Consider the following 7490-nt stretch of genomic DNA (forward strand, 5'->3'; position numbering starts at 1 on the left):
TTCCAGAGGGAGGTGAAAAGATAATGGAAACTTTAGCTGATCAGTGGCTTAGGCAGGGTAAGCATGAAGGGCTTATTATCGGTGAGCAGCAGGGCATAGTTAAGGGCAAACTTGAAGCCACCCAGGAAACCTTGATAGACCTTGCAACAGAAGTATATGGCCCAATACCTGGCATGCTCCAGGTTAAAATTAAGTCCATTCAATCCGTAGAGAATCTCAGGGCTTTAACCCGAAAGATCATCAGGACAGACTCCTTGGATGAATTCACAGAGTTGGTAGACAAAGCAGCACTCAACTAATCCCTACACTACACAAAGTGTGGATGCCGGGAAAGGCAAGGTAATGGACAAAAAGATCGTGGAAAAAGCCAAAAAGAAAGGCTACAAGATATCCAGAGCTGAGAGGTTCAGATACAGATGCCGGTATTTTACTGATTCCGGGGTGATCGGCGGGAAGGACTTTGTGCAGGAGGCCCCAGTAAAATGAAAAGAAATTTTACGGGGTAAATATTTGATCAGGTTAAGCATTTGCTGGGGTCCAAGGATACAAGGAAATTTACTCCGGTTGGTGGGGTGGAGGGTTTGTATTCAATGAAAAGACTGGGACAAACTTAATATAGGCCCAGTTAAAAATGCTGGTTTGAATAAAGCCTTGCCTGATCTAAATCTGGGATCGCTTCTGCAGTCTTTGACTCTACTGGCACACGGTGGTGCTGTTGGCTTCTATGTCCAAAACGCAAACAAAAAACCAGCCATAAACTTCAATCAAACTCTTTCAGAACTGGTATCCCGTGGCGCACCGTACAGATATCTGGCTCTACCAGGTATCGGTACTGGCATTAATTTAGACGAGATCCAGTGGATGGCTATTGATGCACACAGCAAGAACGAGGATATCCCAGCAGGGGTAGAGGCAAGGTTACGGGGTCTGAATAAATCACTGCTTAAAGACGGCCAGCCTTTGAAGCACGGAGAGGAAACAGTTAATGAGCTTAAGGTAAGGCTGGATGGGTTTATAGGTGGTACTTTGCCGCTGATTAAGAGGCTTGGCGGGGTTAAGTAAATAACCTTGCTGGCTTTTTTTATATCTTGCCCACTGGCTTATGCTGGTGGGCTTTTTTTGTTGGTGCTTGCCAAGTGGCTTGGGATGATCTAAAAAATAGTAAGCAATGGCAACAACTATGGAGGTCAACCATGTATTCATTTATATTCAGGAAAAGTGATAAATACTGGGTAGCTCTTTGTCTTGAGAATGGTCTTGTTGGACAGGGAACCAGCAAAGATGAGGCTGCATCAAAATTAAAAGAAGCGATAGAATCTTTTGAAGAGGTGCTTGCTGAAGATGAAAATGTTTATAGTGGGCCGATACCGATTCGGGAACTACATGAATTTCTAACCATAGAAAATGCTGACGCTGAGGATACAACAACCTTCGAATTAAGAGCTGTTCATGCCTAAATCTATCCCTTCTCTCAAGCCCAAACAACTAATCAAAATCATAAAAAAGAATGGCTGCGAGTTTTATCGGGAAGGCAAAGGCGACCACAGAATATTCATTAGAGTAGTCCAGGGAAAAAAGCATACTGCCCCAATTGATATGGGAGCAGGGGAAATGTCACCGCCTTATGTAATCCGAATTTTCAGGCAACTGGGTTTTACTGATGTTGAGATTGATAAAATCTTCAGTTGATTATTGATCGCCAGCAGGGACAACTTGCTGGTTTTTTTCATTATGAACAAAACAGAAGCAGTTCACCACACCAAGAGAGCCAACAACCGCCTTAAACCAGTATCTGATACCTTCATACAGATAATCAATTACCCAGACTGGAAAGATGCAAAAAACATTTAATGCGTTGTTTTGCAAGGCTGGACCGGGAGCTTGGACCTGATGACACAGAAGGACCGGCACTGCGGAAAGCTTTAGATGATTTCTATAATACTTTTGATTCGGATTATGAGAACTTATCCGAAGATCACGCAATGAATGTATACAAGGCAGTGCGTACGGTACAATACCAGAGGTGGCGCAGGATCGAAGCCAAATATGGACCAGTGAGGCATTACTTTGATCGCTTTGGTAACATAAAACCACAGTACAAAAAGAATAGACAGCAGGAAGATCAAGTTGAGCCACCACGGGGCTGTCTGATTCTGGTTATATTGTTTATTGGCTTTATTGTTTGGTGGTTGTTTTTTTGAGGGGTGCTGGCTTTGAGCTGGTGGGCTTTTTTTATGCATTCACACACAGAGGTCTGACAGCCACTTCAATGTCCGACCATGTACTTTCCCTGGCTATCTTCAGATCATAAGCCTGCTGAAGGTTCATCCAGAATTCCGCTGAGGTTCCAAAGTACCTGCTCAGGCGCAAGGCCGTATCAGAGGTTATCCTTCTTCTCTCATTTAGAAGAGAAAGGGGACAGGTTCTTAGATTGACTGTTTTGCCATGTTTCGCTACATTCGTTAAGGATCTACAAGGACAGTAATTCATGGAGGTTCTACCATGCCCAGAATAGCCAGATTTATTCGTGAAAACCAACCTACAGTATACCATGTTATATCCAGAACCGCCCGTTGAAGAAGGTATCAGGAGTCAGGGGACAGGGGACAGTGAAGAAGGTATCAGGAGTCAGGGGACAGGGGACAGTGAAGAGCTTGAAAAGAGGAATTGATCCAAAGATCGTGGAAAAAGCCAGAAAGAAAGGCTACAAAATATCCAGGACTGACCGGTTCAGGTACAGATGCCGGTATTTTACAGACTCAGGTGTGATCGGGGGGAAAGACTTTGTTCAGGAGGTATTTGACCAGGTTAAGCATCTGCTTGGGTCCAAGGATACAAGGAAATTTACGCCTATTGGCGGGGGGGAGGGGTTGTATTCCATGAAGCGATTGGGTGCTCCGTAGCCTGGGCATTCAATTTCCCCTTGCCTGCCTCCAAAAAGCCTATTATATCAGTATCTATTGCACGACATGGCAATGAAATTTATACGGATAGCCTTCGACTATATCCTTCAATTTTTTTAGTAATGATATGATTGATACAAAACATTTCACAGAGATGCTTAAAGAGCGGGAAATTTCAATGGAAATGGTTGATAAAACCATGACAATTCCTGATAAAACTGAAGAACGAAAAGACGGAACAAAGCACTATCTTAAGTTGTTTAATGTCAATGGCGGCCGCTGGCTCAGGGTCGTCATAAACATTAAAAGTGATCCACCCCGGAGGATAACAGCTTTTTTTGATCGCCGATTAAGGAGAACAGGGCAATGAGAATTAGAGTAGATAAAGAAACTGATGCACTTTATTTTCGACTTGACGAGAACAAGATTGTTGAATCAGAGGAAGTTCAACCCGGTGTAATACTGGACTTTGACGCCAACAACCAAGTGGTTGGTATGGAAATCCTTAATATTTCGAAAAAAACAGACAAAAAAAATCTTTCTACAATGCAGTTTGAAACAGTTTAATTTCCAACTTATTTTATGACTAAAAAAGCCCTAATCACCGGCATAACAGGCCAAGACGGAGCATACCTGGCAGAACTGCTCCTGCACAAGAACTACATAGTCCACGGTATCAAGCGTAGGGCCTCCAGTTTCAATACAGACCGTATTGATCACCTGTATCAGGACCCGCATACTGAAAACAGAAACTTCATCCTGCATTACGGCGACTTGACAGATGCCACCAACCTGATTCGGATAATCCAGGAAGTACAACCTGATGAGATATACAACCTGGCCGCCCAATCCCATGTGCAGGTATCTTTTGAGACTGCCGAGTATACAGCCAATGCAGATGCCCTGGGTACACTTAGAATACTTGAGGCTATAAGGCTTTTGGGCCTGACAGATAAGACCAGGTTTTATCAGGCTTCTACATCTGAGCTCTACGGTAAGGTTGTTGAGACACCCCAGACTGAGAATACGCCATTTTATCCAAGATCACCCTACGCAGCAGCCAAGCTGTACGGCTACTGGATAACGGTTAATTACCGGGAAGCCTACGGAATGTATGCCTGTAACGGCATATTGTTCAACCATGAGTCACCAATTAGAGGCGAAACCTTTGTCACCCGCAAGATTACCAGAGCTGCGGCCAGAATTGCATTAGGCCTGCAGGATACACTTTACCTGGGCAACTTAGATGCAAAACGAGACTGGGGACACGCCAGGGACTTTGTACGCATGCAATGGCTTATGCTCCAGCAGGATGCACCAGAGGATTTTGTAATAGCCACAGGAGAGCAGCACAGCGTACGTGAGTTTTGTGAGCTGGCTTTTGCTGAGCTGGATATGCATCTGACATGGCAGGGTATAGGTGTGGATGAGGTGGGTATTGTGGAGAGCGTAAAGCGTAAGGCGTCAGGCGTAGATGGCGTAAAGCGTGAGACGTTAGGCGTAAATAGTAAAGAAAAAGACGATTCACGACTCACGGCTCACGACTCACGAAACATCGCTCCCGGCGATGTGGTTGTTCGGGTTGATCCCAGATATTTCAGACCAACAGAAGTAGAAACCCTGCTGGGTGATCCAACCAAGGCCAAACAGAAACTTGGCTGGGTTCCTGAGATAAGCTTTACTGAGATGGTAAAAGAGATGGTCCGCCACGATCTGGATCAGGCCAGGCGGGATAAGCTTTGTAATGACCATGGTTATGAGGTTTGTAATTTTCATGAGTGAAGCCAAAGAATATTGCTCACCACAGAGACGCTGAGGACACTGAGAAGAATAAAGCCTGATTTCTCTTAACTCTTAACTCTGTGCCTCTGTGGTTAATAAAAGAAAAGATATTTCCCACCACAGAGACGCCGAGGACACTGAGAAGAATAAAACCTTTTTCTCTTAACTCTGTGTTCTCTGTGCCTCTGTGATTAATAAAAGAAAAGATATTTCCCACCACAGAGACGCAGAGGACACTGAGAAGAATAAAACCTTTTTCTCTTAACTCTTAACTCTGTGTTCTCTGTGCCTCTGTGGTTAAAATTTTTATGCTTAAAAACAGCACAATACTCATAGCTGGTATATCCGGTCTGGTAGGCAGCGCCTTATCCAGAGCACTGCAAACCAATGGTTATGTCAACATAATCGGCACTTACCAGCACAGGCAACCTGATCTGCCATTTAATACCTACCAGGTAGACTTAAGAGACCAACTGCAAGTAGCCTGGCTTTTTCAAAAGGTAAAGCCAGAATACGTATTTCTGGCCGCAGCCAAGGTGGGCGGGATAATGGCTAATAACACCTACAGAGCTGAGTTTATTTATGATAATCTTTGTATTACCAGCAATGTTATAAATTCTAGCTATTTGTCCAAGGTAAAGAAACTCTTGTACCTGGGCAGTACATGCATATACCCCAGAGACTGCCCCCAGCCTATGAAAGAAGACCATCTGCTTACTTCCCCACTGGAATATACCAACGAGCCGTATGCTATTGCAAAAATTGCAGGGCTTAAGATGTGTGAGAGCTTTAATCTGCAGTACGGGACAAACTATATCTCGGTTATGCCTACCAACCTCTACGGACCAGGGGATAACTTTGACCTGGAAAAAGCCCATGTGCTGCCGGCCATGATGCGTAAAGTACATCTGGCTAAACTTATGGAACAGGATAAGTGGCAGGATGTTCTGGATGATCTGCAGGTTGAGACTAAAGATAAGGCCATGGAGATTTTAGACAGGTTCGGCGTGACAAAGAATAGCGTTGAAATCTGGGGTACAGGCAAGCCCAAAAGAGAATTCCTGTGGAGCGAAGATATGGCCGAGGCCTGCGTGTTTATCATGAAGAATATTGATTTTCCGGATCTAACCAGGGACATGAAAGAAATCCGCAATACGCATATAAACATAGGCAGCGGAGTGGAAATATCCATTGGTGAGCTGGCCCGAAAGGTAAAAGAAATAGTTGGCTTTACAGGCGAGCTGGTCTTCAATAAAGACAAGCCAGACGGTACACCAAGGAAACTTACCGATGTCTCCAAGCTGCACAGCCTTGGCTGGAAACACAAAACCGACCTTGATGAAGGTCTAAGGAAATTCTACGCACATTATGCCCAAACTGATTCCGGTAACCCCGAAAACACATAAAGATAAGCGCTGGAAACCCGTAACTGACTATGAGTTTGTCCGTGGTTCAGCTTTGGTTCCGTTATTTAATGTTGATTTTTTCAGTGCTGCCAGTGAAATGCCCATTGTATTCACCAAAAGAAATGAATCTTTTATGCCCTACGCAGTTCTGGGCTATGAACCTGACAACAATCTTTTTGTAGATGCAGATGGCAAGTGGACAGGCAGTTATATTCCCTATGCCCTTAAAGGATATCCTTTTCAGGTGGCGTACAACCAGAACAAACAGCCCATACTTTGTGTTCTTGAGGGAAATGAGCAGATTACAGATAAAGAGGAAGGCATACCTCTTTTTGATGAAAACGGTAAACTGACCAAGCAAACCCGCGACAAAATGAACTTTCTGCTTATTCTGGAACAAAGCCGCACAGCTACAGCTAAGTCCTGCCAGGCACTAAGCAAATATGAACTTATACAGCCTTTTCCTTTGGTATTAAACATCCATTCCAAGAATCACAAGCTTGATGGTTTATACGGCGTTGACAACAAAGCATTGGGGCAGATATCAGATGAGGGTCTGCTTGAACTGCGTAAGGCCGATGCTCTGGGACTTGCTTATGCCCAGCTTATTTCCAGACAAAGGGCTTCAAAAATCAAAGACAAAAGGGACAGGTTCTTTGAGTTGCATCTTCTTCCAAATTCCGCTACATTCCCTTCAACCCAGCAACCACAAGCATTCATGGAGGTTCACCATGCCAAGAATAGCCAGATTTATTAGGGATAATCAGCCTACAGTCTACCATATAATATCAAGAACCGCCTTGCAGGGCTTGCCCATCAAGGACAAAGACAATGACTTTCTGCTGGGCCTGATCAAGAAACTGTCACAACTCTACTTTGTGGATGTGCTGGGATTCGCACTCTTAGGCAACCATTTCCACCTGGTAATCCGCATGTATCCTGAATCTGATCCGACAGATGATGAAATCAAGGAAAGGCTGCAGAAGTATTATGGAGATGAGCTTAATGTGACCGGGGTGCTTGTTTCTGATTACCGTAAGAGGCTGACCAACCTGGGGGCTTATGTGAAGGACATCAAGCAGGGATTTACCAGGTATTTCAATAAGAAGTATAACCGCAGGGGCTTCTTCTGGGGGGATAGGTTTAAAAGTATGATTGTCCAGGATGGTTTGAGCCTGGTTAATCTTCTGGCTTATGTGGACCTGAATCCGGTAAGAGCAGGCATAGTAAAAAAACCGGAAGACTACCGCTGGTGTTCCCTTGGCTACCATACCCAGACCGGGAACAGGAATAATTTGCTGTCCATAGATTTTGGAATGAAGGAATGGAATGAGTTTGACCCCAAGGAGATAGTTCGCAAGTACAGGCAGTTTGTATACGAGACAGGTGCAGCAGAAAG

11 protein-coding genes and 3 pseudogenes are annotated in these 7490 nt (G+C 44.4%); 13 read left to right on the forward strand and 1 reads right to left on the reverse strand.

Going from position 1 to position 7490, the window contains the following annotated elements; genetic code table 11:
- From LZ23_RS10905 to LZ23_RS10925, 6 genes and pseudogenes are all read left to right on the forward strand, one after another.
- Positions 1-299: pseudogene (locus tag LZ23_RS10905) on the forward strand (Rpn family recombination-promoting nuclease/putative transposase); the annotation flags it as partial.
- Positions 300-303: 4 nt separating this feature from the next.
- Positions 304-614: pseudogene (locus LZ23_RS24105) on the forward strand (hypothetical protein); the annotation flags it as partial.
- A 37-nt stretch (positions 615-651) separates the two neighbouring features.
- Entirely contained in the window at positions 652-1062 is a 411-nt protein-coding gene (locus tag LZ23_RS10910) for a hypothetical protein (protein WP_157493198.1), read from the forward strand.
- Positions 1063-1193: 131 nt separating this feature from the next.
- On the forward strand, positions 1194-1457 hold the full coding sequence (locus LZ23_RS10915; RefSeq protein WP_045214122.1) for a type II toxin-antitoxin system HicB family antitoxin: 264 nt from the start codon (positions 1194-1196) through the stop codon (positions 1455-1457).
- The gene (locus LZ23_RS10920) at positions 1450-1689 is read left to right on the forward strand and encodes a type II toxin-antitoxin system HicA family toxin (protein ID WP_045214124.1); all 240 of its coding nucleotides are present in this window, start codon (positions 1450-1452) and stop codon (positions 1687-1689) included. Before LZ23_RS10915 ends, LZ23_RS10920 begins: the two co-directional genes overlap by 8 nt.
- A gap of 161 nt (positions 1690-1850) precedes the next feature.
- Positions 1851-2201: a hypothetical protein gene (locus LZ23_RS10925; protein ID WP_045214126.1), complete on the forward strand. Its 351-nt coding sequence runs from the start codon at positions 1851-1853 to the stop codon at positions 2199-2201.
- Between the two features lie 31 nt (positions 2202-2232).
- On the opposite strand, the gene LZ23_RS10930 is transcribed toward LZ23_RS10925, so the two are convergent.
- Positions 2233-2490, reverse strand: coding sequence for a HigA family addiction module antitoxin (locus tag LZ23_RS10930; protein ID WP_084591019.1), 258 nt, complete (start codon positions 2488-2490; stop codon positions 2233-2235).
- Between the two features lie 176 nt (positions 2491-2666).
- On the opposite strand from LZ23_RS10930, the pseudogene LZ23_RS10935 reads away from it, so the two are divergent.
- From LZ23_RS10935 to LZ23_RS10965, 7 genes and pseudogenes are all read left to right on the forward strand, one after another.
- Positions 2667-2903: pseudogene (locus LZ23_RS10935) on the forward strand (hypothetical protein); the annotation flags it as partial.
- A gap of 127 nt (positions 2904-3030) precedes the next feature.
- Entirely contained in the window at positions 3031-3273 is a 243-nt protein-coding gene (locus LZ23_RS10940) for a DUF4258 domain-containing protein (RefSeq protein ID WP_008870512.1), read from the forward strand.
- Positions 3270-3470 carry a DUF2283 domain-containing protein gene (locus LZ23_RS10945; protein WP_008870513.1) on the forward strand — a complete coding sequence of 67 codons (201 nt, stop codon included), beginning with the start codon at positions 3270-3272 and terminating at the stop codon, positions 3468-3470. The genes LZ23_RS10940 and LZ23_RS10945 overlap by 4 nt, the downstream gene beginning before the upstream one ends.
- A 15-nt stretch (positions 3471-3485) precedes the next feature.
- The gene (gene gmd / locus LZ23_RS10950; protein WP_045214131.1) at positions 3486-4685 is read left to right on the forward strand and encodes a GDP-mannose 4,6-dehydratase; all 1200 of its coding nucleotides are present in this window, start codon (positions 3486-3488) and stop codon (positions 4683-4685) included.
- A gap of 308 nt (positions 4686-4993) precedes the next feature.
- Positions 4994-6091 (forward strand): GDP-L-fucose synthase family protein, encoded by a 1098-nt coding sequence (locus LZ23_RS10955; protein ID WP_045214132.1) that lies wholly within the window; start codon positions 4994-4996, stop codon positions 6089-6091.
- Entirely contained in the window at positions 6054-6848 is a 795-nt protein-coding gene (locus LZ23_RS10960; RefSeq protein ID WP_045214134.1) for a SapC family protein, read from the forward strand. The genes LZ23_RS10955 and LZ23_RS10960 overlap by 38 nt, the downstream gene beginning before the upstream one ends.
- The coding region (locus LZ23_RS10965) for a transposase (protein WP_045214136.1) at positions 6823-7490 on the forward strand (668 nt) is incomplete at its 3' end. The genes LZ23_RS10960 and LZ23_RS10965, both read left to right, overlap by 26 nt.

It is taken from the genome of Desulfonatronovibrio magnus (assembly GCF_000934755.1).
GTDB classification, from domain to species: Bacteria; Desulfobacterota; Desulfovibrionia; order Desulfovibrionales; family Desulfonatronovibrionaceae; genus Desulfonatronovibrio; species Desulfonatronovibrio magnus.